The organism is Lysinibacillus sphaericus (assembly GCF_015844675.1).
Classification (GTDB): Bacteria; Bacillota; Bacilli; order Bacillales_A; family Planococcaceae; genus Lysinibacillus; species Lysinibacillus sphaericus_E.
In genome coordinates, this window is the sequence record NZ_LDGC01000010.1 from 22,172 (window position 1) to 46,638 (window position 24,467).

Annotated in this window: 22 protein-coding genes and 1 other annotated feature; of the genes, 7 read left to right on the forward strand and 15 right to left on the reverse strand. The window is 37.2% G+C overall.

All coding sequences use genetic code 11. The features are described from left to right. Window positions 1–3: 3 nt before the first annotated feature. The gene (locus ABE34_RS03390; protein ID WP_197140475.1) at window positions 4–1,656 is read right to left on the reverse strand and encodes an FAD-binding dehydrogenase; all 1,653 of its coding nucleotides are present in this window, start codon (window positions 1,654–1,656) and stop codon (window positions 4–6) included. A 375-nt stretch (window positions 1,657–2,031) separates the two neighbouring features. Continuing rightward, window positions 2,032–2,270: a binding site (T-box leader), on the forward strand. Between the two features lie 281 nt (window positions 2,271–2,551). Here ABE34_RS03390 and serA point away from each other — a divergent pair. Further along, a complete protein-coding gene (gene serA / locus ABE34_RS03395; RefSeq protein ID WP_197140477.1) occupies window positions 2,552–4,159 on the forward strand; it encodes a phosphoglycerate dehydrogenase in 1,608 nt (535 codons plus the stop codon). Window positions 4,160–4,268: 109 nt separating this feature from the next. On the opposite strand, the gene ABE34_RS03400 is transcribed toward serA, so the two are convergent. The 7 genes from ABE34_RS03400 to ABE34_RS03430 form a co-directional block, all read right to left on the reverse strand. Continuing rightward, a complete protein-coding gene (locus ABE34_RS03400) occupies window positions 4,269–5,057 on the reverse strand; it encodes an HAD family hydrolase (RefSeq protein ID WP_197140479.1) in 789 nt (262 codons plus the stop codon). Window positions 5,058–5,297: 240 nt separating this feature from the next. After that, complete coding sequence (locus ABE34_RS03405; RefSeq protein WP_197140481.1) at window positions 5,298–5,546, reverse strand: DUF3006 family protein; 249 nt, start codon at window positions 5,544–5,546, stop codon at window positions 5,298–5,300. Beyond that, window positions 5,533–6,720 (reverse strand): MBL fold metallo-hydrolase, encoded by a 1,188-nt coding sequence (locus tag ABE34_RS03410; RefSeq protein WP_197140483.1) that lies wholly within the window; start codon window positions 6,718–6,720, stop codon window positions 5,533–5,535. The genes ABE34_RS03405 and ABE34_RS03410 overlap by 14 nt, the downstream gene beginning before the upstream one ends. A gap of 84 nt (window positions 6,721–6,804) precedes the next feature. Next, window positions 6,805–7,956: a glycerate kinase gene (locus ABE34_RS03415; protein WP_197140485.1), complete on the reverse strand. Its 1,152-nt coding sequence runs from the start codon at window positions 7,954–7,956 to the stop codon at window positions 6,805–6,807. A gap of 129 nt (window positions 7,957–8,085) precedes the next feature. After that, window positions 8,086–9,591 (reverse strand): coproporphyrinogen III oxidase, encoded by a 1,506-nt coding sequence (locus ABE34_RS03420; protein WP_197140487.1) that lies wholly within the window; start codon window positions 9,589–9,591, stop codon window positions 8,086–8,088. Window positions 9,592–9,876: 285 nt separating this feature from the next. Beyond that, entirely contained in the window at window positions 9,877–10,914 is a 1,038-nt protein-coding gene (locus ABE34_RS03425) for an LCP family protein (protein ID WP_197140489.1), read from the reverse strand. A 198-nt stretch (window positions 10,915–11,112) separates the two neighbouring features. Further along, on the reverse strand, window positions 11,113–12,033 hold the full coding sequence (locus ABE34_RS03430) for a copper amine oxidase N-terminal domain-containing protein (RefSeq protein WP_197140491.1): 921 nt from the start codon (window positions 12,031–12,033) through the stop codon (window positions 11,113–11,115). A gap of 145 nt (window positions 12,034–12,178) precedes the next feature. On the opposite strand from ABE34_RS03430, the gene ABE34_RS03435 reads away from it, so the two are divergent. Further along, complete coding sequence (locus ABE34_RS03435) at window positions 12,179–12,490, forward strand: hypothetical protein (RefSeq protein ID WP_197140493.1); 312 nt, start codon at window positions 12,179–12,181, stop codon at window positions 12,488–12,490. Window positions 12,491–12,601: 111 nt separating this feature from the next. On the opposite strand, the gene ABE34_RS03440 is transcribed toward ABE34_RS03435, so the two are convergent. From ABE34_RS03440 to ABE34_RS03450, 3 genes are all read right to left on the reverse strand, one after another. Then, window positions 12,602–13,264, reverse strand: coding sequence for a ribonuclease H family protein (locus tag ABE34_RS03440; RefSeq protein ID WP_197140495.1), 663 nt, complete (start codon window positions 13,262–13,264; stop codon window positions 12,602–12,604). A gap of 138 nt (window positions 13,265–13,402) precedes the next feature. Continuing rightward, window positions 13,403–13,747 (reverse strand): YlbF family regulator, encoded by a 345-nt coding sequence (locus tag ABE34_RS03445; protein ID WP_197140497.1) that lies wholly within the window; start codon window positions 13,745–13,747, stop codon window positions 13,403–13,405. 17 nt (window positions 13,748–13,764) lie between these two features. Next, a complete protein-coding gene (locus ABE34_RS03450) occupies window positions 13,765–14,907 on the reverse strand; it encodes a DUF445 domain-containing protein (protein ID WP_197140499.1) in 1,143 nt (380 codons plus the stop codon). A gap of 501 nt (window positions 14,908–15,408) precedes the next feature. On the opposite strand from ABE34_RS03450, the gene ABE34_RS03455 reads away from it, so the two are divergent. From ABE34_RS03455 to ABE34_RS03470, 4 genes are all read left to right on the forward strand, one after another. After that, complete coding sequence (locus ABE34_RS03455; protein WP_197140501.1) at window positions 15,409–15,612, forward strand: YheE family protein; 204 nt, start codon at window positions 15,409–15,411, stop codon at window positions 15,610–15,612. Between the two features lie 167 nt (window positions 15,613–15,779). Continuing rightward, window positions 15,780–16,196 (forward strand): hypothetical protein, encoded by a 417-nt coding sequence (locus ABE34_RS03460; protein ID WP_197140503.1) that lies wholly within the window; start codon window positions 15,780–15,782, stop codon window positions 16,194–16,196. A gap of 888 nt (window positions 16,197–17,084) precedes the next feature. Then, a complete protein-coding gene (locus ABE34_RS03465) occupies window positions 17,085–18,422 on the forward strand; it encodes a hemolysin family protein (protein ID WP_197140505.1) in 1,338 nt (445 codons plus the stop codon). Window positions 18,423–18,710: 288 nt separating this feature from the next. Next, a complete protein-coding gene (locus ABE34_RS03470) occupies window positions 18,711–19,619 on the forward strand; it encodes a cation diffusion facilitator family transporter (RefSeq protein ID WP_197140507.1) in 909 nt (302 codons plus the stop codon). 116 nt (window positions 19,620–19,735) lie between these two features. Here the strand turns inward: ABE34_RS03470 and ABE34_RS03475 are convergent, their stop codons facing one another. The 4 genes from ABE34_RS03475 to ABE34_RS03490 all read right to left on the reverse strand — a co-directional run bounded on the left by ABE34_RS03475 (window position 19,736) and on the right by ABE34_RS03490 (window position 23,452). After that, on the reverse strand, window positions 19,736–20,479 hold the full coding sequence (locus ABE34_RS03475) for an effector binding domain-containing protein (RefSeq protein ID WP_241747042.1): 744 nt from the start codon (window positions 20,477–20,479) through the stop codon (window positions 19,736–19,738). A gap of 73 nt (window positions 20,480–20,552) precedes the next feature. Next, window positions 20,553–21,467: a helix-turn-helix transcriptional regulator gene (locus ABE34_RS03480; RefSeq protein ID WP_197140509.1), complete on the reverse strand. Its 915-nt coding sequence runs from the start codon at window positions 21,465–21,467 to the stop codon at window positions 20,553–20,555. A gap of 210 nt (window positions 21,468–21,677) precedes the next feature. Continuing rightward, window positions 21,678–22,325: a response regulator gene (locus tag ABE34_RS03485; RefSeq protein ID WP_132364071.1), complete on the reverse strand. Its 648-nt coding sequence runs from the start codon at window positions 22,323–22,325 to the stop codon at window positions 21,678–21,680. 11 nt (window positions 22,326–22,336) lie between these two features. Beyond that, window positions 22,337–23,452, reverse strand: a complete 1,116-nt coding sequence (locus tag ABE34_RS03490; protein WP_197140510.1) for a histidine kinase — start codon at window positions 23,450–23,452, stop codon at window positions 22,337–22,339. A 564-nt stretch (window positions 23,453–24,016) separates the two neighbouring features. Between ABE34_RS03490 and ABE34_RS03495 the strand changes: the two genes are divergently transcribed. Further along, window positions 24,017–24,442, forward strand: a complete 426-nt coding sequence (locus ABE34_RS03495; RefSeq protein WP_079563298.1) for a disulfide oxidoreductase — start codon at window positions 24,017–24,019, stop codon at window positions 24,440–24,442. Window positions 24,443–24,467 lie beyond the last annotated feature (25 nt).

Consider the following 24,467-nt stretch of genomic DNA (forward strand, 5'->3'; position numbering starts at 1 on the left):
CCTTCATTCTCCTTTTGATAAGTAACGCCCTACCTGTCGGCCACTAAATAAACACCCTCCAACAAATGTCCCTTCTAAAGCACGGTAACCATGTACACCGCCACCACCAAAACCACTAACTTCTCCAGCTGCAAATAAACCTGGTACAGGCTGACCATCCGCACCTAACACAGCACCATTCAAATTCGTCTGTAAGCCTCCTAATGTTTTACGCGTTAAAATATTTAAGCGAACCGCAATAAGTGGCCAATTGTTAGGATCTAATATTTTATGGGGCTTCGCAACGCGCACAAATTTATCACCTACATAGTTTCTTGCACCATGAATAGCATTAACCTGTAAGTCCTTTGAAAATTTATTGTCCATTTCACGATCCCTTGCTAAAATTTGCTCTTTTATTTTGATAAAATCGAGGAGGTCATTGCCAGCCAATTTGTTCATCCCATCAACTAATTCCTTTAAATCATTAGCAATAACAAAATCTTCACCATAATTTTTAAATGCTTGTATGGGAGCAGGTGGTCCTGGCAAAACACGTTTCAGAACATCCATAATACTTTTATTTGTTAAATCAGGATTTTGCTCAGAGCCCGATAAGGCAAATTCTTTTTCAATAATTTTTTCCGTTAAAATAAACCATGAGTAATCATAGCCAGTTTTTTGAATGGCTTCTAATGTGCTTAGCGTATCAAAACCAGGAAAATTAGGTGCTTTAAATCGATTGCCCTCTGCATCAAACCATAATGATGAAGGGCCCGGCAAAATTCGAATACCGTGATTGGGCCAAATTGGGTCCCAATTTTTCAAGCCTTCTGTATAATGCCACATGCGGTCTCGATTAACGATACGTCCACCGACATGTTCCGTAATTTCTAACATTCTGCCATCTACATAGGCAGGTACACCACTGACCATATTTTTCGGTGGTGTTCCAAGTCGTGCAGGCCAACTTTTTCTAACTAAATCAAAATTTGCACCTATTCCACCGCTGGCCACAATAACCGCTCCAGCTTCATAAGAAAATTCACCTATACCCAATCTAGAGCTTTTTTCACCACGATTTGCATAGCTTTGCGCCAAAACTGTGCCACTAATTCCCGTTATTTTTCCATCTTGTTGCATAAATTCATCGACACGATGTCTTGGTTTAAAATCTATAAAACCCTTCTTTATGGCCTTTTTCACTTTTTCAACAAAAGGCTTTACAATGCCTGGTCCGGTTCCCCAAACGATATGGAATCTAGGTACTGAATTACCGTGGCCGCCCGCTAAGGATCCCCCTCGCTCTGCCCAACCGACAACAGGAAAAAACTTAATCCCCATAGACTTTAACCAGCTATATTTTTCACCAGCTGCAAAATCTACATAAGCTCTAGCCCATTTGTATGCCCATGAATCTTCATCCTCTAAGCGATCGAAGCCAGCCGTTCCTTGCCAATCCTGCCATGCAAGCTCTTTACTATCCTTAATACCAAGCCTTCTTTGCTCGGGTGAATTCACTAAAAAAATACCCCCAAAGGACCAAAATGCCTGTCCCCCCATTGAATTTTCAGGTTCTTGATCTACTAATAGAATTTTTTTCTTGGCATCCGCTAACTCACAGGCAGCTACTAACCCTGCCAGTCCTGCACCGACAATTGCTACATCATACATCATTCTACACCCCCTAAAAATCAATCTTCCTTACTTACATTCTTCTCTAATTGACGGTTTACCTTCTACACATCGTAATTTCGACAAAAATGTGACAAAAAAAAAATGTTCGCTTTCCTCCACTAAACAAAGAAAGTTTCCATCGTATAATTTTCGACCTCAAATATTTGTTAAACGCCCATGTAATCTGACTTAACATATATCGGTAGCGCTTTCATTGCCCTTTCCTGAAACACGAACGATATTTTGATAAAAACAACATATTGTTCGCTTTTGGTTGTTTAACAGACGTCCTTGGTCATAAAATTTAATCTTTTTCAGAAATATTGTTGACAAAGGTGAACAATAAGGATTATGATGTTAACAATTAAATCACACGAAAATATAACGACGGAGACACGCTAGTCGCTAGAAAATCCAAAGAGAGCTGATGGTTGGTGTAAATCAGTGATTTCTACGATAATAGTTCCACTCCTGAATAGATAAGCCGAACATCTCCAAAGTAAGCTTATCCGTCACATGCACGTTACGCATATAGCTAAGACTGCTAGAAATTTTTAAGCAGTGATTAAGGGTGGTACCGCGAACCAATGTTTATTATGCCTTTCGCCCCTTACAACACAATATCTGTGTTTGTAAGGCGCGGAGGGCTTTTTTTATCTTCATTTTGTAACACTTACAAAATGAAGATTAAGCCTCTGGCAGATGTCATGGATTTTGAAAGGAATAAATTGTGCAAGCACAATTCAGAATCCAGACGCAATTACGCCAAGGCGAAATTGCTATTATTCTCATTTCTACAATGGAGATTTGTAAGATGTACTATCTCCGCAAATTTCAGACTGTTTCGTCTATAAAGAACACTAAACATTTTTTAATTAAAAGGAGCTAATTACAAATGACTACTACAACAAAGGCAATTAACGTATTTATCGCTGACCCACTAAGTGAAGATGGTATTTTCCCACTACGCCAAGAACAAGATCTAGACTTAAATATCATTGTTGATACTGGTCTTGCACCAGAAGAATTAATCGCAAAAATTGCAGATGTAGATGTTTTACTAGTACGTTCTCAAACAACGGTAACACGTGAAGTAATTGAAGCGGCTAAAAACTTAAAACTTATCGGACGTGCTGGAGTAGGTGTAGACAACATCGATTTAACTGCTGCAACTGAACATGGGATTATCGTTGTAAATGCACCAGATGGTAACACTAACTCTGCTGCTGAGCACACTATTGCCATGATGACTTCACTTGCTCGTCACATCCCACAAGCATTCAACACACTTAAAAATGGTAAATGGGATCGTAAATCTTATGTTGGGGTTGAGCTTAAAAATAAAACTTTAGGTGTTGTAGGCTTCGGTCGTATCGGTGTAGAAGTTGCTTATCGTGCAAAAGGACAACGCATGAACGTTATGGCATACGATCCATTCCTAACAGATGAGCGCGCTAAAGAGTTAGGCGTAACAAAATCAACAGTTGAAGAAATTTGTGCAGCAGCTGATTTCATTACAGTACACACACCACTTCTTCCTGAAACACGTAATCTTATTAACAAAGAGAAATTCGCTATGATGAAAGATGGCGTGCGTATTATTAACTGTGCACGCGGCGGTATTATCAATGAGGATGATTTATATGATGCAATCGTAGAAGGTAAAGTTGCTGGTGCTGCTCTTGACGTATTCGTAACTGAGCCAGCAACAGATCACAAGCTACTTACTTTACCACAAGTAATCGCAACACCTCACTTAGGTGCATCTACAATCGAAGCACAAGAGTCTGTAGCTGTTGACGTATCAAACGACATCATTAAATTTTATAAAACAGGTACTGTAACTAACCCAGTGAACATGCCATCTATTCCGAAAGAGTTGCTTGCGCAAGTTGAGCCATTCTTTGAATTAGCTGAAAAACTTGGTTCATTCTTATCTCAACTTACAACTGAGCCTGTGAAAGAAATCAACTTATCTTATGCTGGTGAAGTAGCAAATTATGACGTTCGTCCATTAACGTCAAACGCGTTAAAAGGCTTATTAGCTAAAAATCACGGTAATCATGTTAATGACGTAAATGCTCGTTACCTATCTGAACGTATCGGCATGAAAATAAATGAGCATAAAACAACAACTGCTAAAGGGTTCACTAGCTTAATTACGATTGAAATTAAAACAGGTAACGAAACACACACAGTTGCTGGTACATTATTAAATGGTTTAGGTGCACGTATTGTTAAAGTAGAAGACTACGTTGTTGACGTTATTCCACAAGGTCACCTTCTTTACATTAAAAACACTGACAAACCAGGTGCAATCGGCCGCGTAGCAACGAAGCTAGCAGAAAAAGATGTAAACATCGCAACAATGCAAGTTGGTCGTGCACAAGTTGGCGGAACAGCTGTCATGATGCTAACAGTGGATAATGCTGTATCAGAAGAAGATCTAACATTCGTTGCACAGCTTGAAAATATTGATGAAGTAAAAGCGATTAACCTATAATTTTGCTTTATAAGCAGGGAGTACAAATACTCTCTGCTTTTTTGTTTTGATAAACTTTAGAAACAAAAAAATGTACTGATTCTATGATTTAATCAGTACATTTTTTGTCTTATAGCTTATTTACAAGTTCTAATAATGCAGTTAAAGAATCAACTTCATATGTTGGAGTGACAACACCATTTGGTGCATTGTTTTCACGATTGATCCAAACGTTGCGCATACCAACACGAGATGAGCCTAAAATATCCGTATTTAAGTTATCTCCAACCATGATCGCATCGTCTGCTGTAATACTTGCTTTTTCCATTACATATTCGAAAATTGAGGCATCCGGTTTCCCTTTGCCAAAGTCTCCAGAAATAATGATATGGTCAAAATATGGCGCGATTTCTGGTGTTATTTCCAGCTTTAAATTTTGTAAACTTGGTGCTCCATTTGTTAGTAATACGAGTTGATACTTTCCTTTCAGCTTATCTAGCACATCAAAAGTATCTTCATATAAAAATGGAGACACTTTACGCTCTGCCACAAAACGCTCCCCTAGCTCCGCTCCTAGTTGTGCATCATCAATGCCAAGAGCTGCTAAGCCTTTTGTCCATGCTTCTGCACGATAGCCTGGTACGATATTTTTCATTTTTCGGAAAGAATCTGTTGGATCATCGAATGTTCCCCAAAGCCCTTCGAATGGGTTAATGCCGATTAACACAGTATAATCATATGTTTCATAGCCTTCGTAAAGTGCACGCGCTTCTTTACGCACAGCTTCCTCAAGCTCAGCCGGATTCACATTATGAATTGTTGCTGCGTACTCACACGTTTTTTCAAATGCGGTTTTGACGGATTTTTTATCCCATAATAGCGTATCATCTAAATCAAAAATAATTGTGTTAATTGACATTGTGTCAGCTCCTAGCTTCCTATTAGTATAATCATTTTAGCATATATTCAAAATATTTAGCATAGCGTTTTTAGTTTTTCACGATCGATTTGAACAACAAAAATTTAGGCTCATCACTATAACGTGGGGTTGATGTCCATTCCATCTGGGGGCGTCCCAATTGCAATGAAAATCACGACATACGCTTTTACAAATGCCATCCCTAACTTCTAGTGATGAGCCTATTCCTAGTCTCTTCTACTATTGATTTTTCCTACGCAATCTATCCATTAAGCTTTGTATATCAGCCTTTTTTTGTTCTGTTTCTTCTTTTAAAATTTCAATCTGATAAATGCCGTCTATTTCTTCAATTAGCACACGATCGCCTACTTGCACTGGCTTATTCATAGCGGACTGTAAAATAATTAGCTGTTCCTCTTCCTCTGGGTACTTCAAAAAAACTGCATATCCATCTTCAATACGGTCTAAGGTGTATTTAGTCGAGTTCACTGACGATATCCCCTTTCGCATTACGTAATTGCGCAGCATCTCCATCATTCAGCCAAATCTGTTTCTTTGTCCATTTTAAATAGTTTTGACCTTCTCGTGCGTTTGAGCCACTAGTGACATAAAACGTTTTCCCTGGTTGCAATGTCACATTTGGGAAATTAAAAACTTGAGCTCCTTCAATTGATATAAGTTGCCAATCCTTTAAGGACACTGCTTCATTACTATTATTTTTAATGCCTACAATTTCTTCTATTAAATCCTTACTAACAATTTCAACATTTGTACTCGTAGTTGGTAGTGTTGTTGGTGCTGAGGCGATGGTTCCAGACCATTCCTTCGAATTCACTGCATAGTTTACCCCATCTGTTGATACGATAACATTTCCCGCTTCTGCAGTTGCGTAAATTTTACTGCCAATTGCTTGTAAACGCTCAACGACTTCAGCATGAGGATGACCATACTTATTGCCCTCACCATAGCTTAAAATCGTTACTTCAGGATGCACTGCCTGAATGAACTCTGCAGAGCTACTCGTGTTAGAGCCATGATGGCCTGCCTTTAAAATTGTAGCTTTCACACCGTCTTGCAGCATCTCTTTTTCTAACGCTATTCCCGCGTCGGCTGTTAATAAAAATGATACATTACCATATGCAAGTTTTAAGACAATGGAAGCATCATTATTATCTGTTGCATTTTCATTGGCGTTTAACACCTTCACATTTATATCATCATCAAACGCAATACGATCGCCTGTTTTCGGAATATTATAAGGAATATTCTTCGTATCAATAAGTGTCAGCATCTCTTCAAAAGTTTGAGATGTATGTACCTTCCCTGAATCATAAAACTGCCCAATATCTATCGAATTTAACACAGGAATTAAACCACCAATATGGTCTGCATCAGGATGGGTTGCGACCACTATATCAAGCTTGTTCACACCAAGTTCCTTCAAATACGAAACAACCTTTTGACCGGCTCCTTTAACGCCTCCATCAACAAGCATTGTTTTGCCGTTTGGCGATTCAATAAAAATCGAATCTCCTTGTCCTACATCAATAAAATGTACGCGCATTTCTTGTCCCGCAGTAACGGATACTTTCTTCGTATTTGATGTCTCCGTACAGCCTGCTAATAAAAAAATACAAAGGAGCATTACTATTAATTTTTTCATTTCTAACTTCCTTTCTACTTTTCTATTATACAAAAAAGAGAGCTTCCTATGGGCTAGGGGCGTTAGCTGAGTCGCAAGATCAACTTATAACGGATCAAAGTTATACCCATTTTGTATATAATGCTCAACCATTTTCTTTGTTTTCCTGCGAATAAAATAATAAGGCTCTTGCATTGCCTGCGAAACACTAATAGTCTCATCTACTAATGATTCAACTACAGTAAAATGTTCAAGTAATGTAGGTTTATCATTTTCATCTATCACCCCCGACAATAACACAGCGTTTACATTCGATAATGTTGCCGTCTTCGCCACCCCTAATGGCGCTTTCCCATGTAATGTTTGGTGATCTGATTTTCCTTCACCTGTCATCACAAACTCGGCACCTTCTAAATGCTTTTTTAACTGTACTGCATTCATCACAATCTCAATACCTGCATGAAAACTACCGTTTAAAAAGGCGATTATCGCGCCTCCCATTCCACCTGCAGCGCCTGCCCCTTTGTAGTCGTGTAATCGAATGCCAACATGCTTTTCAACAATGTCCGCAAATTGCTTTAAGCAGCTATCAAAATAAGCAATTTGATGCTCTTTAACACCTTTTTGAGGCCCAAAAATAGCTGTTGCCCCTTGCTCTCCAATCAGTGGATTATCAACATCACAGGCAATAATAAATTTCGCTTCTGCTAATCGAGGGTCTAACTGACTAATATCAATTGAAGCTAAATCTAATAGTGCCGACACTCCATCCTGAATTAAAGTGCCATCTTCTTTTTTCAGTTGCAATCCAAGTGCCTTTAACATGCCCATACCAGCATCATTTGTCGCACTACCGCCGATTCCGACAATGAATTTTCTAAACCCTTTATCAAGAGCAGCTTTGATTAGCTGCCCCGTCCCATACGTTGATGCAAGCTCGGGATTTTTTTCTTCATCCCGCAATAGCATTATTCCAGATGCCTGAGCCATTTCAATAACACATGTTTCATTATCACCAAGTACACCGTATTTCGCTTCAATTTTTCTCCCTAATGGATCAAGCACACGATGTGAAAAATATTGACCTTCTGTTGAAGTAACAAGTGCTTCTAGTGTACCTTCTCCACCGTCTGCAACTGGTAAAATGACTGTTTCAATCGATGGATCAACGTCCAATATTCCTGCTTCCATCGCACTAGCTACCTCAATGGCCGACAAAGTCCCCTTATAAGAATCTGGACTAATAACGACTTTCATGTTATACCTCCGCTCATTTTAGTTAGACACTTATCACCATTATAATTCAGATTAAACTTTTATCGGAATGTTTCGTGGACTTATCGGAATAAAAAAAGGCAACCTGAAAACATCAGATTGCCATCTTGTTTATGCCTTATATAATTCATCTAAAAACTCAATTTTTTTACCGATTGCCTCTTCAAACGTCATGATGTAGGCAGCAGGATCTTTTGGATTATGGAACTGTGTAATTTTTCCTGTCTCAGGATGAACAAATTTAGAGGAGGCTCCACAGCCAATTCCTAGAATAGTCTGTACTTCTTCCATGATGACAATATTATAGATACTTTCTTCGCCAGCTTTACTGTAGCCGACATTTTCTAAATTACCTAAAATATTTTTTTGACGATATAAATAGTACGGTACATATTCATTTTCTTTCGTCCATACTTGCGCCATATGCATCATTTCTGCAACAGTATCACGGTCTGCAACCTTATACTTATCCTTATTACGTGTCATTTCTGATGCACGTTTAAATGATAATGTGTGTACTGTTAGCGATTCTGGCTGCATTTTTGCTGATTCATCTAATGAATTTCGGAACTCTTCAATCCCTTCATTCGGCAAACCAATAATTAAATCCATATTAATATTATTCATGCCTGATTCACGTGCTAACCAGAATTTATCAATTGTTTCTTGTACCGTATGATGGCGACCAATTGCTTTAAGGGTCTCATCTGTGTACGATTGTGGATTAACACTTATTCGGTCAATGCCCCATTTTTTTAACACTTCTAGTTTTTCAGGCGTAATCGTATCAGGTCTGCCCGCTTCAACAGTTACTTCACGGATTGTTTCAGGATGCGGGAAGGAGTCATACATCGTCTGATACAATGCATCCATTTCATCCGCCTCGATAGATGTCGGTGTACCACCACCCCAATATATGGACGTAATTTTCATATTATTGTCCTTCAACCATTTACCCATTTCACGTAATTCAATATGCAATCCATCTAAAAATGTTGCAACTCGCCCTTGCTTGCGATTGCTGCCAATCGCATACGCTGGAAAAGTACAATAAGCACATTTAGTCGGGCAAAAAGGAATGCCAATATAAATACTTATTTCTTTACCGATATCATCTATATCAGGAATCGTCACTAACTGACGTTCAACTATTTCTTTTAGTAGCGCTACCTTTTCCTCTGACAGTCGGAAATCACGAATTAGGATATCAGCAATTTCTTCATCGCTTTTTCCGGCCTTTCGAAATTTATGGTACAACTTAGTCGGACGTACGCCCGTTAAAATTCCCCACTGTTGTTGCATGCCCGTATGTTGCTCTAGCACATCTAAAAATACGTGTGACAAAGCTCGCTTCATACGAATATTTAGCTCACGTCCTTCAGCCCCAGATTCGTATTGAATACGGTAATCATTCGTATAACGCTTACCATCTACCTCAAGCACAGCTTTTGTAGAAATGGAAAAATCATCACCAATGTTATATTCGAATGACACTGTCATATCTGTTCCTTCAGCTTCTACCTTTAACTTGGAATCCTCAAAAAATAAATTCGCAATATGATTTAATACGCGAATCCAATCCTCAGGATATTTTTGATCTATGTGAATAATTTTCATTGTCTTCGCTCTTTTCTCTCAAAAATTACAGCACCAATAGTTTAACAAATTTTTATAACGTTAAGCAAAGCTACAATTAATAACAGAACATTCCGTTTAAATTATTTCAGCGGTTGTCCAAAACATCCGCTGAAATAATTTAAAGCCTCCGGCGGATGTCACGGGAATCGAAAAGGAGTTCTTTGTGCAGGTACAGAGCCGATTCCGGACGCAATTATGCCAAGGCATAATTGCTTGATACAAAAAATCCATTTTGAAAAATTCATCAAAATGGATTCTTATCTTTTAATTATTTATAGCCGCGTTTGTTTTGAAACTTTCTTCTTTTAGTTTAAGAATTTTTCTTAATTCCATGCTTACTTTCTCTAAGCTTTCCTTATCAGGTATAAAATAAGAAACTTTGTCGATATACTGATCTTCGCCTTTTATTTCTATCGTTTTCGTAGATATGTTTTTAGCATTCAAATATTGCTTTTGAAGTGCGTAGATCTCTTTAGGGTTTAAATCTGTTTCTACGTTTTCTCCTAAAATATCTGCAATTTGACCAATTTTAAATATTGTATTCGTAGATTTCGCTTGATCAATGGTTGCAGTCAAAAATTGTCTTTGTCTTTCTTCACGAGAGTATGAAGCATTTATAGGTCTATATCTCATTCTTACAAATGCAAGTGCCTCTTCCCCGTTTAAATGCGACTCTCCTTTATGAAAGTCTATCCGTTTTTTATCGTAAATATTATCTTCCCAAAAATCCTCTTTTACATCTACTGTTACTCCACCTAAAGCATCTACAATATCTCTAAAGCCATCAAAGTTTACCGCAATAAAGTTATCTATCGGTATATTAAGGAATTTTTCAACTGTCTCTAATTGCAGTTTAATTGCCCCATAGCCTGTCATCGATCCATAATTATAAGCGGCATTGATTTTATGTATACCTGTATATTCCCCTGCATTTTCTATGTTAACTCTGGCATCTCGAGGCACTGTAATTAAGCTAATTTCAGATGTATCCGGGTCCAAAGTAATGACCATTTGAGTGTCTGCTCGGCCATTCTCCGCTTCACTAGAGTAATCTTCAACACCTATTAAAAAAATGGAGATAGGATCTTTTTTAAATGAAACATCCTCTTCCCTTAGCTCTGATTTATTGCCATCTCTTTTTAAATCTACCTTTGAACTATCATAGGCATTTTTAAATTTAACAAACGCATAGGCCCCATAACTAGTTACGCTTAATAGTAAAATTACGATTACTATTAAAGTTATTTTTATTATTTTATTTTTAGGTTTCACTTTTTTAGACCTTCTTAATTTTCTTTCCACACAAAATCCTCTCTTCTATTAAAGTCATCCTCTTCATTGATTAAGACGATAAATGCTCTCACAAGTTTCCTACAATGATTATGTTTGGTAATATAATCAAATATTTATTTAAAATAACACTTAAGAAAGTGAATGAATTCAGCATTTTAAGGCGAAAAAACCCATACAAAGGTAGGCACCTTAATATGGGTCTCAAAATTATTTTAAATATTCTTCTACAAATTCAATTGGTACATATGTTTTATATGCTTCTAGAAAAGCAGGTGCTGCATTAAGTGGGCGTAATGCTTTGTTATAACCAAACATTTTTTCTCCACGAGTAATTGTGTAAGATAGATTACCTTTTGATACAATTGCGCCTTTACTTGTTGATTCCACTTTATAGCCAAGCTTTTCGGCAATCAAACGCAACGGTACCATTTTCGTTCCATCGACTTCATAGTAATCTGTCGCGATAATTTGTGCTATTTCCGCTTCTACAGTATTTTCTGTTGAATTTTCAGACTCGTCATCAAGAACAATTACTTTCGAAGGAGTTGTCTGAGCTGGAATACTTTTTGTTGAAGCTGTATAGAAAACTACTAAATTTTTCTCTATTAAATCTTTAGCTGCAACTTTCTCTCCCTTTGAATTGATAAGCTCTGTGTTTTTGCCAATAGTTAACTTCAACATATCATAAGTATTCGTTAAGTTTTCAAAGAAGTAATCAACTTCAACAAATCCAGCTTCCTCAGTTTCAACAATGACAACATCAGGATCGAATTGTGGTGGATAAATTAACTTTTGTGGCTTGTTCGCAAATGTATAAGCTACTATTTTATCCCCTTTTTTAAGTTCTACTTTTTTACCTGTATTATCGAAAACAAGTGTATCCTTTGTGATTTCTAAAATGTTTGTTTGATCACCATCTTGTACTGTGAAGTATGTAATATTTTCACTTGAATTTACTTTTTCAACCGTTCCATAAGTATTGTTAAAGATGTGTACAGGATCAATTTGGATTTGTGGTACTTGTTGTTGTGCGTCTATTGAATTTTCATTTGCTGAAGCGACTGGTATTACTACACTTCCAAATAATAATGCTGTCATTGCTACGGGTGCAATTTTTTTCATGTTCATAAAATCTCTCCTTATTATTAGGTTCATAGTAGTAGTAGTTTTAGTATGGTAAAAGTTTCATTAAAAATGGAGAATTTATGATAATAACCGTTTTTTTAGTCAATATCTTATAATTAGCAATAAAGAATGCTAGGGGAAAGCCGGCTTGCCGAAAGGTGAGGATTATTATGAGGGGGGTCTTTGTTCTTTTTATGATAATTACTTTTTCTGTCTAGCTGAGGAAGAGATACCTGTTAGTCATTATTATCTTTCAAATTTCAAAAACGTTACAAAAGAATCATTAGAAGAAGTCATAGGTCAAGTTATTCAAATTTCTTCTTATGAGAGATATGGAGATCCTGATGATATCGTATATTATGCAAATTTTGAATTTGATAATGTTTATTTCCAAGCTGGATTTAATCATAATCAAAGTAACGCTGAGCTAACTAGTCTTACATTAGGGATTAGGGATTAATGCTATAGATTAGTGAAAACCAACTTGTCACTGAACTGCGCCCAATTGTTAGACACATCATCTAACAATTGAGTGTGCATTTCAAAATACTGGTAGTTCTCTTTTAGAGAGTTACTCCTTTACAATTTCCTTTAACCCTGTAATATCGATGCCGTTTAATGCTTGAGTTGCAAGGCGGTCGGCTTCAGAATTTTCTTTACGTGCTATCAGCTTGTACTCTGGCTGAATACTAAGTTCCTCTAGCTTTGCATCGATTTTATCTGCCCAGCTAGATAAATTCTTTTCTAGCGCTGGCCATTCCCCACTCAATTGATTAATCACTACTTGGGAATCCCCAGTGAAACAAACAGGCAAATGATGAACGTTCAATAGCTCAAGCTCAACTAACCCTAAATAAAGCGCTGCATACTCTGCTTCATTGTTAGATTTAAGCTCGGACGAAAAAGAATTTTGTCTTAATCGATATGGCTTGCCATTTTGTTCATAATAAATCACACAGCCCAGCCCGGATTGATATGTGGCACGATCAAATCCACCATCAAAATAAACTGTAATATTGTGTGGCTCAGTGTCAATTTCCTTTAAATATGCCTTAAGTTCTTTTAAAGACCAATTTGTATCCTGTCGATCGATACAATGCAGTGATTTTACTCTCCCTGTTCGCTCCATGTCCTCTGCAAGTAGTAATGCTTTAGCTGCTAGCATTTCTTCTGAACGCAAAACAGTTTCCGCACCCTTTTTCGCTTTATAAGTCCATTCAATGATGACATGCATAGTATAACCTCCAATGATAGTGAGCCATAAATTGAAAACGTGCTCCGACTTGCGGAAACACGTTTTCTTCTTACTTGTTATATGTGCAACTAATAGTATTTTTATGCCTTCTCTTTTTCAGGACTCTGAACTTAGCTGTTAAAATTCTTCATATAATGTTTGAATAGGTTTTATTAAAATTCGGTTTACCTCTTCGATGATCTTACTTAAATTCATTTCTGCTTGAAGCATTGCAGAAATTTTTGTATTTTGCTGTGCAAGCTGTGCAGCTTTCTGTGCATAAACAAGTTCATCTTCAAGAATATCTTCACCAGTTAATTGCTTTTTCTGTAGGTCAATTTGAACCTTACGGAAATTTTTGAATAGATTTAATGCCTCTTCATCTTCCTTAACAACTCTCACTGCTGCTTCCAAAGCTTCAAATTCAGGTGTTTTACGAAAAGCTGCCTCTAACGTATTAATTTCATTGTAAATATTAATCATCAACATAATTCTCCTTTTTAAATAAAGTAAACAATTAATCCTTGCACAATCCCAATCAATCCACCAAGAACTGCACCAAGTACTGTAATCATTTTAAACTCACGCTTTGAAATACCTAGTACAAGCTCCTCTAATTTTTCCACAGGGAAAGAATCAACCTGCTCACGTACTACTTCTTGTAAATTTAAGCGCTTTAATACATCTTCTAATTTGTCTTCAGCTTTTACAAAAGCTTTTTCGATAACTTGGGGAATTACTGTTTCCTTCATCCACGAATTCCCTTCTGGCCAGTAATGCGAAATAGGATAATTCAAGCGTTCTTCAATTGCTAATTGTTCTTTTACGTAAGTTTGTAATTTCGATAATATAGCTTCAAAGCGAATATCTTGTAAGAAATCCATTGCTGGGCGATCTTTTAATTTCTCCAATTCCTGCGTAAAAATTTTCGTTAGTAATGTTGAAGTTCCTGGCGCCTGTAAAAATTTCACTAGCTCACGCTGAACCTTTGCCACGAGCGATGAAGAATCACCTAAAAACATATTAATCATTCCACCAAGTGATCCTTTTGACGATAAGAAATCATCAATCATCGCCTTAATTGTCAGTTCGCCCTCGGGTGATAAAAAATAATCCTCACCCTTTTCTAAAATATGATCAACCGCTACTGGTATCTTTGCATCAATCGTTTGTTGAATATCTGCTGATAATAGTGTACGAATTGATTTCGTAGATAGTGTATTCTTAACTGATTCAAATTGTCCCTCAACAATTGCTTCTACCTTCTGTTCAATTGTTGCTGGCATATTAGAAAACCCAGCTAAAGATAGCCAATCCTGAATTGTTTTATCATTTGTAAAAATCGTTTCTTCTACCTTTGTTTGTACAAACTGTTCTACCTTTTCCTGAATATCCTTTGAGAAAAATTTCTTTCTAAAAGTTTCAGGCGTTAATAAATAATTTACAACCGTTAGCCCAAGTTGCTTCGCTAACTCGTCACGTCGTTTTGGAATAAGGCCTGGAGTAAAAGGTACTCGCCAATTTTTAATATATATAGCGTTGTGTGGTCGAAAAAGCATTTTGATGGCTAAGTGATTCGTTACACCACCAATTGCAGCTCCAATGACTGCCATAAATATTAATGTCACTAGAAAATTATCCATTAGTATCCTCTCATTTCAATTGTATTCACTATTGGCGTTTTTTGTCGCCTGCTGCACTCATTATAGCAGAGCAATGATTTTCTACGAAAGAAATACCCCCTGTTAAAGTATGAGGTTTCACTATTTTTATCCTTCTTCATTAATTTGAATATGCATAGGCATAATCATACCGTGTGCTGATTTCCGTTCCGATTGGGCGCTTTGTTGCTGCCGCTTCGCTTTCGCACAGTTAAAACATTTGCTGCTGACGCTTCGCTTTCGCACAGTTAAAACATTTGCCGCTGATCCCCAAGGAGTCGCCCAATCTCCACTCCAATTAACTTATATAAGGAATATGTTTAAATAAATGCCACTCTTATGAAGCCGCAGAAAAGTGAGTAGCTCATAGCAGAATTCAGTATCTGCAAATAGCACTTACAAGCGTCTGTAAAGTGAATAGTTGCAAAATTACCACTATCCTTGAATAATATTAACTACATATATAAGAAATGGGGTTTGGTTATGATTCAGCATTTTAGCTTTAAGCCTTTATTTGAAAATTCTCAGCTTCCAGGTTGGTCCATCTCGTTCTTTTATCAACGCGAACGTTATACAGGGGAGTACTTAAAAGATGGCGTTATACAATGGAAAGGCTCTATCCCTCCTAACGAAGAGGAAGTAAAAAAAATGATTCACGAGCTTATGTTGTACCATGTTTACGATTAATAAAAGTAACACTTTTCAACACACACACTGTATAAATATACCTATTTTTCACTATTTCTAGCACTGCTATTAGCTTATAATTGTTTAAATATGTTGAAATTCCCTTATCCTTCTTATACATTTATGTTATCATGTATTAAAGGGATTTTATGCAGGAGGCTATTTCTATGAGTAAAGTCACTCTTTCTGATGACATAAACAGTTATAATTCAAAACCATTAATTCGTGCAAAAGTAAAAGAAGTTTTTTCCGAATTTTCAGCTAAAATTTTCGAGCTAGCGAATGAGGCTGAAGTTATTGATAGTAAAAAATTCGAAGCTCTTTCTGGCTTTAAAAGTGATTTCTACACGGAATACTGCAGTCAATTAAAAGGATTTTTCGATTCTTCTACTAGTACTTTCGGAAAAAGACCTGTAAAAAATATGTTTTTAACATATAAGGGCAATCATTATATTTTGACAAAACAAGGTATAGCAGAAAAAGCACCTATTACAATTTCTCTTTATTCAGGTGAAATCCCGGTAAAAGAAACGCTACACGATGTGGAAAAAGCGTGCTTGAATTACGCTTTCAACAATAATTAAATAATGAAGAAGGAGCCATCTCATACGAAAATGGCTCTTTTTTTGTTGAAAACTATTTTGACATTAAAGTGTTATAGTAGTATCGCTTTTTGGCATGAAAAGGGGTCGATTTCCGTTCCGACTGGGCGCTTTCCTGGGGGCGTCCGATGAGCCGCTTCGCTGCGCTGCAGGGTCTCGGGCCAACAGATGTCTTTTGCGCGAAAGCGTGAGTGCAACGTAGCGGCAGCAGCACGATGTTGGTCACGAAGGCGTTATCACAGGACGTGATGCTTTTAGCCTTCGTTCCTCTATATTGCTAATCCCCAAGGAGTCGCCCAGTCGTAACGAAGATCAACCTCTTTACTAAGCATATATTTTCAGGGATGGCACTCTGTGCGAAAGCGTGGTGCTATCGTAGCGGTGGCAACAACAAATGTACAACCTCGTCACTTTTAAAAGCCTATTTCTCATTAACATCCTCATTGATTTCCTTGACTATTTTTATTTTTTTAAACAAAGAAGCCACCTCATTTGCATGAGATGGCTTCGTTTTTGTTGCTATTAAAAATAATTCATTTAAAAAAATCCGCAAGTAAGCACTCTTGAGATTTTTGACGTGTCGTTTTATATGAGATGTAAATGCTTCTTTCTCTAAACAAACTATCTTCTTTGCTACATTTAAATTTAGCATAACAAATTTTTATTTTCAATCTGTTGGTGTTTGAAATTATATATTTTTTATATATCGTGAGAAAATTAACTAAAAAAAGTTGTTGTCAATATTTGTGTTTTCCATATAAATATTTTATGATTAAATCATTCAACAATTTTTCAAATCATAGGAGGTGTACACTTTGCTTCCTTCCCTCATTCGGGCGGGAACAAAGGAATTATTTGGACGGAGACATAATGGAAATAACCATAAGGTTGGTGGCATTTGCCCTACTAATAATAATGACAGGATTTTTCGTTGCAACAGAATTTGCAATCGTTAAAGTAAGGACTACGCGAATTGATCAATTGCTTGCAGAAGGCAATAAAAAAGCAAAAAATGCAAAACGTGTAGTTTCAGATTTAGATGAATACTTATCAGCTTGTCAATTAGGTATTACGATCACTGCTTTAGGTCTAGGTTGGCTTGGTGAACCTACATTTAAGATTATATTGAATCCAGTGTTTGAATTTCTAAATTTGAGTGAAAGTTTTACTACTGTCCTTTCATTTATACTTGCATTCTCAATTGTAACGTTTATGCATGTAGTTATAGGGGAATTGGCACCAAAAACACTTGCCATCCAAAAAGCAGAATTTGTAACATTAAACCTTGCTGGCCCATTAGTATTATTCCACAATATTACGTATCCAATCATTAAGCTTTTAAACGGATCAGCACGTGCCTTAACTGGCCTTTTCGGCTTAAAAATGATGTCAGAATCAGAAGTAGCCCATACTGAAGAAGAGTTACGTATGATTTTGTCGGATAGTTTAAAGGGTGGAGAAATTAATACTTCAGAATATGAATATGTAAACAGTATTTTTGAGTTCTCTGATCGTCTTGCGAAAGAAATCATGGTCCCACGTACTGAAATCGTCGGCATTGAAAAAGAACTAACAATTAGAGAAGTTTTCGATTTAATGGGCGTTGAGCAATATACCCGTTACCCAATTATCGATGGTGACAAAGACCATATTATCGGCTTAGTCAATATGAAACACTTATTAACCGCCTACATTAAAGACCCAGCAAATGGCGATAAACCAGTGATTGATTATATGCAGCCAATTATTCGCGTAATGGAAACAACGCAAATTAACGAATTATTATTAAAAATACAGCGTGAACGCATTCATATGGCCATTTTAATGGATGAATATGGCGGAACATCTGGTCTAGTTACGATTGAAGATATTATTGAGGAGATTGTCGGCGACATTCAAGATGAGTTCGATGAAGATGAAATTCCAGAGGTTCAGGAAATTGCAGAAAATCACTTTATTTTAGATGCGAAGATGCTAGTTGAAAGTGTTAATGATATGCTAGGTACTGACATAGAAGATGATGATATTGATACAATCGGTGGTTGGTTCATGACGAAACGCTTTGATGCGGTCGAAGGAGACAGTATTGAAGAACAAGGTTATGAATTTATCGCAAAAGAATTAGATGGTCACCATATTTTATACTTAGAAGTTCTGAAATTACCTGAACGTGATTTATCAAATGACAACGGTGAAGTAAATGACTAAAAATCAATTACGCCTTGGCATAATTGTATTGGATTCGGCTTTGTACATACACAAAACCTGAGTTCCACTCTTTCAGAGGATGTTTGGACAACCGCTGAAAGAGGTTAATTGCAGTGGTATGATTGATGTCGCGATTGTTTGATCAAGTATAAAACTAATATTTTGCTCACAGCCTATAATGGCAAGAGCTTCTACTGAAGTAAAAAAATATTTACGCTAAAAACGACTCCCTTACACGATAAGGGAGTCGTTTTATAATGCCATAAAGTTTTGCTAGGAGGAAACAAAATGGAGCTCTATACAAATTTACGTCAAGGGGAAAAAGGTGCCTGGTTATCTATTGGTACGTATATAATACTAAGCTCAATAAAACTAACGATAGGCTATATCGGAACATCAGAAGCATTAAAAGCAGATGGTCTTAACAATACTACTGATATTATCGCATCCATTGCGGTATTAATTGGATTACGGATTGCTCAAATGCCACCTGACTCTAATCACCAATATGGACATTTACGTGCCGAAACCGTCGCTTCACTTGTTGCTTCGTTTATTATGCTAATTGTTGGCTTACAGGTACTCATCAATTCGCTAAAAAATCTATGGGAGCCAACTGGCACAGCACCATCATTATTAACAGCCTATGTGGCAATCGGCAGTGCAATCGTGATGTATATCGTGTATCGCTATAATTTGGCACTATCAAAAAAAATAAAAAGCGCTGCTGTTAAGGCTGCAGCCTATGATAATCGCTCAGATGCCCTTGTTAGTATCGGTACAGCAATTGGGATTTTTGGCGCTATTTTTGGCTTCCCCATTATCGATACAATAACAGCTCTACTCGTCGCACTTCTTATTATTAAAACAGCTGTAGAAATCTTTTGGGAGGCCGTTCAAAGCCTCACGGATGCCTTTGATGTTGAAGAAGTTGAAACATTATCCGTTTTAATTCGTAATGTTGACGGAGTAATCGAGCTCTTGGACTTTAAGGGCCGAGCTCACGGCAATATGTATTTTATAGATGTAACAGTGACTGTTGATCCTTACTTAAATGTCTTTGAAAGTCATCGAATCACGGAAGAGATTGAAAAAACCGTTACTCATGAAAATCCCTTCTGTCAGGTACTCGTGCATATTGAGCCTGAAATAGAAGTAAATCCTCTAGCAAATGACGACAAGTCTCCTACCAATTGATTGGTTGGAACATAATAATGGAAGCGTATGTTTTTACACCATTTTAAATGAAAAAAAATTTCAATATAAACAAAGAAACCTCCTATTTATCATAGATAGGAGGTTTAATTTGTTTATTATTTAATGGCAATATAAATATCGACCTGAGCTTCTTTAGGGTTGGCACATCGTTCATCGTACATTTCAAAGTCACCTGTGTATGTTCGCTCTACATCTGAGCTTGCAAACCAAGCCCAGACATTCTGCCATGCTTTTACGACAACTTCTTCAAATGGACCTTTATCAGAAGTGAAAACTAAGTATTTAGCAGCTGGCACTGTTTTAACGAACATACCTTCAGGAATTTCGTCGGCAGCAACTACTTCCACCCCAAGTGAAATGGAATATTCTCCGTTAACATCCGTTTCATAATCAGAATACAAGCCATACGTTACTTGATTTACTGCATTAACTACCTGCCCTACAACATTTTGCTGATAAAAATCCGACCATAATTGTGGGATTTTTGCTTGAGCGGTAATTTCATTCGCATTGCTTGTTCGCGCTGAAATCCCTACAATTTGAAATGATTCTTTATTCGTCACAACTGGTTCTTGTATATCATGCTTTCTCCATCTCTTTAAGCTTGGTAAAAAAGACGTCAACATTTGGCGAGCTTCCTCTTCAGCCATACCATCTTTCTTTAAATGTGGGACACAAGTTTCGATCATTTCTTCAACAGTTAAATTTGACTGTTTGAACTCTCCTACTTCATAACAATAAGTGCAATAGTCCTCACTTTTGTTTCCTTCTTTTTCTGTACCAAATAATGCCTCATCCACTAATGGCATTCCACAGCTTTGACAATAACTTTGCATCATTACATCCACCCTTCGTCCTGTTTGTAATGACTATAACAAAGGAAACCTGACAACTGTATGTCATCAATTCATTTTATTTATACAACGCTACGATTTCTTTTGCTCGCATTAATACAATTTCACGTATATGAGGTGGCTCTAAAACTTTTAGACGATGGCCAAAGCTAAGAAGAAAGCCGTATAGCCATTCATCCTCAGGCAATGCAATGTTGATAGTAGAACTTCCACTATCTACATGCTCAGCGCCAAATGATTCTTCTACTAATGTCGTTATCGCACAATCGAAAGATAACGAAAGGTTTACTACATTTTGAGGGTGATGCCACTCTTTATCCCATGGGAGTTCAGATAAGTTGACTTCCCTGCGCTGGAAAGTCGTCACCTCTTCTTGTATATCCTTCATTCTTGAAATTTTAAATAAGCGAAAATCTTCTCTCAATGTGCAATAGCCATAAACATACCAAACTTTTCCCTTTTGTACTATAGTATGCGGCTCTAATAATCGTCTTGTTATATGACCATGTGTAGTAGAATACGTAAAGCTTACACAATGTTCGCGTTCAATTGCTTTCTTTAATAAAGTAATTTGTTCCTTGAAAATAACATTTGGTCCCCAAGGACTAAGGTCAATAAATAGTTGATCAATCGATTGTTTTACTTCCTCATCCGCAACACCTGTTAATTTTTCAAGTACTGCTTCGGCATGTGAATCCTCGTATGTTGTTAGTGCACTTTTAATGGCAATAGAAAGTGATGTAAGCTCATCCTTTGTCAACACCTGCTTATCAACACGATAGCCATCGATTAAACTAATTCCACCATGAACACCCTGCTGGCTAATAACAGGAACCCCTGCACAGCTCAATGTTTCAATATCTCGATAAATAGTACGAACTGACACATTAAATAAATCGGCAAGCTCCTGGGCTGTCACCTTTTTACGATTTATTAAAATCATCGTCATCGTTAAAAGCCGCTCTAATTTCATATTTGTGCTCCTTTACTCTAAGCCCTATTTCCCCCATTGCTAATTACATCGTTTAACTTCCAAATCCTTACTCAATTATATTTACAATATAAGAAAAAACAACCTAGGTACTTATCATCGGTGCTTCCTGATTTACATTCCACACCTTCTTATACAAAAACGGCGGGTTGCTATAAATTGTAGCAACCCGCCGTTTACATTCATTATCTTTTAAACACCGCTACCCTCTGTCAGTCCGTGCTTGACAGCATAAAGAGCCGCCTGTGTACGATCCTGCACCTGTAGCTTCGTAAAAATATTAGAAATATGAGTTTTTACTGTTTTTTCTGTAACAAATAAAGAGGACGCAATTTCTCGATTACTTTTCCCTTTTGTAAGCTCTGCAAGCACATCCTGTTCACGAGGTGTTAGTGGATTTAAAACATGAGGTGCATTTTTAGATTCTTGTCGGTCCATTTCCAGAGTCGTTGTTGCTTCTGGATGTAATGTATTTTCGCCTCGCATAATACGGCGAATGGACAATACTAACTCATCAGGTTCAATATCTTTCAATTGATAGCCTGCAGCTCCTGCCTCCATAGCTGGCACCACATGATCACGGTCTGAAAAGCTTGTCAGCATTAAAATTTCTATTTGCGGAAATTTAGCTTTAATGCGCTTCGTTGCCTGAATCCCATCCATCTCAGGCATTACTAAGTCCATGAGTATAATATCTGGCTGTATACTTTCCGCTAAAGCTACTGCCTCAAGTCCATTTTTTGCTTCTCCTACAACTTCAATATCTTTCTGTGTTTTTAAGAAAAATAATAATCCCCGCCGTACTACATGATGATCATCTGCGATTAAAACACGTATCATACTCTTCCCCCCTAATATGGCAAGCGGATTAACAGCTCTGTTCCTTTGCCAATTTCACTAACCCAGTCAGCTTTGCCACCAACTGATTTTGCACGATCCTTTATGGATTGCAAGCCTATCGAAAGTAGCTTCGTGTTATGATCGATGACGAAGCCTCGTCCCTCATCACGAATAACAAGTAAAATATCTGTAGAAGTAACTGTAATATAAAGTGCAGCCTCCAGAACTCCTGCATGACGACGAACATTATTAAGTGCTTCTTGGGCTACCCGAAATAATGTTTCTTCGATACGTGATGGGAATTGTAGTACACCTGAGACCGTTACATGAAGCTTTAAGCCAAGCATTTCAGCATACACTTTTATCGCCTCAAGTAAACCATTTTCTAATCCTTTTGGACGGAGTTGCCAAATGAGAGCACGCATTTCTGTTAAGGCATCTTGTGTTAAGTGCTGAATCTCCTTAAATGTTTCCTTCACATCACAATCATTTGTCATTTCAATACCAGCTCTCGCCGTTAATGTAACCGAAAAAAGTAGCTGATTGACAGAGTCATGTAAATCTCGGGCTAGACGATTGCGCTCCTTCACAAGTGCCATTTCTTGTTCCTGCTTTGTCAGCAAAATACGCTTAATTGCCGACCCCATCTGAAATGCAACCGATTCAAGTAAAGCTAGCTCTTCCTCTGAAAAACGCACGGTATCCTTTGATGCAACATTTAGGACACCAAAACGCTCTTGCCCTGATTGAAGCGGAACCGTTGCATGATGTGTGATGCCTTCATGGTCACCAACATTTGCTTCAATTGCACTTTCAATACGTTGACATTCAATAATATTAGAAGCTTTCTTTAATTCCTCATTACGATAGCGGGAAACACACCAGCAGCCTCCCTTTTTTAAATAATGACAATTTTTATACTCTAGAGCCTCTGGTAAATTGACATGGACAACAAGCTCTGATCGCCCTTTTTCATCGATAAAAAAAATCCAGCCTGTTTCAAAATTTGTGCCATTTAAAAATTTCACAAGTGCTCCTTTTAACATCGACACAATTTCAGTTTCTTCGTTTAATAACTCTGCGATCTCTTTTAAAATACCAATATTAGAATGATCATTCTCCCTCACAAAAACACCTCTTCTTTGGCATCGCTAATTTAATGATAACATTTCAAAGTCTAGAACGTATGCCTAAGCAATTCATACTTTAGACTGAAATTTTTTATCTTCTTTCGGCGAAGTCTCCCACCTCTATAGGTGATGAGATGAATGCAGTTTTAAACAACTTTTCAATGGGTGTCCTAACACCTACACCTGTCGCTACGCTTTCGGTATAATAGACATTTGCTGAAATAGAAGAACTCCGTCTAAGAACGCCACGTCCTGTTGCAATTTATCTGTGCCTGACGCAATTATGCCGAGGCATAATTGATAGAATACACCTTATTTTGGGTCATCATCAAAAGTTGTGGATGACTTATGTTAAAATCGTATACTATGTAAATAAGTTGATTGGAGTGGAGGCTGGGCGACTCCTTGGGGATCAGCGATAGTTGAACGAAGCGCCAGTCGGAACGGAAATCAACCAAATGTTTTGGTGAATACACCTTATTTTGGGTAAGTTAATTTACATATAAAACTAGAACAACTATAATCGAACAAGTACATGGTTATACTAAGGAGAGAACTTATATGTCTAAAAAAGTAGAGAATGGCTTATTATTTATATGGATTGTCTCTGTTGTTGCAACATTGGGTTCCTTATACTTTTCAGAAATCCGTCATTATGAACCTTGCAAAATGTGTTGGTACCAACGAATTTTCATGTATCCAATTGTCATTATGACAACGATTGCCTTTATCCAAAAAAATGCACGTATTGCTGTAACAACTGCTGTTTTTGCCATTATGGGAGGCAGTATATCACTTTATCATTATGGTATTCAAAAGCTTAGTTTTTTAGCTGAAACTGCACCTTCTTGTGGTGCTGTTTCATGTACTGGTCAATATATCAACTGGTTAGGTTTTATCACAATCCCATTTTTAGCGTTAACTGCATTTATTTTAATTGCAGGGGCAAGCTTCTATGTAATGAAGGCTGCTAAAGCAGCAAATTAATTTCTAGACCGTGTTCTACAAATGG